We start from the raw sequence: 663 nt of genomic DNA on the forward strand, positions 1-663 counted from the left end.
CTCCTCGACACCGACCGCCTCGACGACCGGCGCCTGCTCGATCACCACATGCGCATTCGTCCCACTGATACCGAAGGACGACACACCCGCACGACGCGGACGACCCGACTCCGGCCAGGACCTGGCCTCCCGCAAAAGCTCCACAGCACCCGAGGACCAGTCCACGTGCGAACTCGGCTCCCCCACATGAAGCGTCCGGGGCAACACCCCCTCCCGCATCGCCATCACCATCTTGATCACACCACCGACACCGGCAGCAGCCTGCGCATGACCGATGTTCGACTTCAACGACCCCAGATACAACGGAGAACCCCCACCACGACCCCGGCCATACGTCGCCAGCAACGCCTGCGCCTCGATCGGATCACCGAGCCGGGTCCCCGTCCCATGCCCCTCGACCACATCCACATCCAGCGACGACAGACCACCACTCGCAAGAGCCCGCAGAATGACCCGCTCCTGCGACGGACCGTTCGGAGCAGTCAGACCATTGCTCGCACCGTCCTGATTGACCGCCGAACCCCGCACCACCGCAAGCACCTCGTGCCCACACCGCCGCGCATCCGACAACCGCTCCAGAACCAGCACCCCCACACCCTCGGCCCAGGCAGTACCGTCAGCACCCTCCGAAAAAGCCTTGCACCGACCATCCACAGCCAGCCC

At 66.1% G+C, this 663-nt stretch carries 1 protein-coding gene; it reads right to left on the reverse strand.

The window, feature by feature from the left end; all coding sequences use genetic code 11:
• Window positions 1-663: ketoacyl-synthetase C-terminal extension domain-containing protein (locus tag EAO76_RS41745; RefSeq protein ID WP_148841453.1), on the reverse strand; the 663-nt coding region annotated here is incomplete at both ends.

Origin of the sequence: Streptomyces sp. sk2.1, from assembly GCF_008120935.1 — a bacterium.
In the GTDB taxonomy this organism is placed as follows: Bacteria; Actinomycetota; Actinomycetes; order Streptomycetales; family Streptomycetaceae; genus Streptomyces.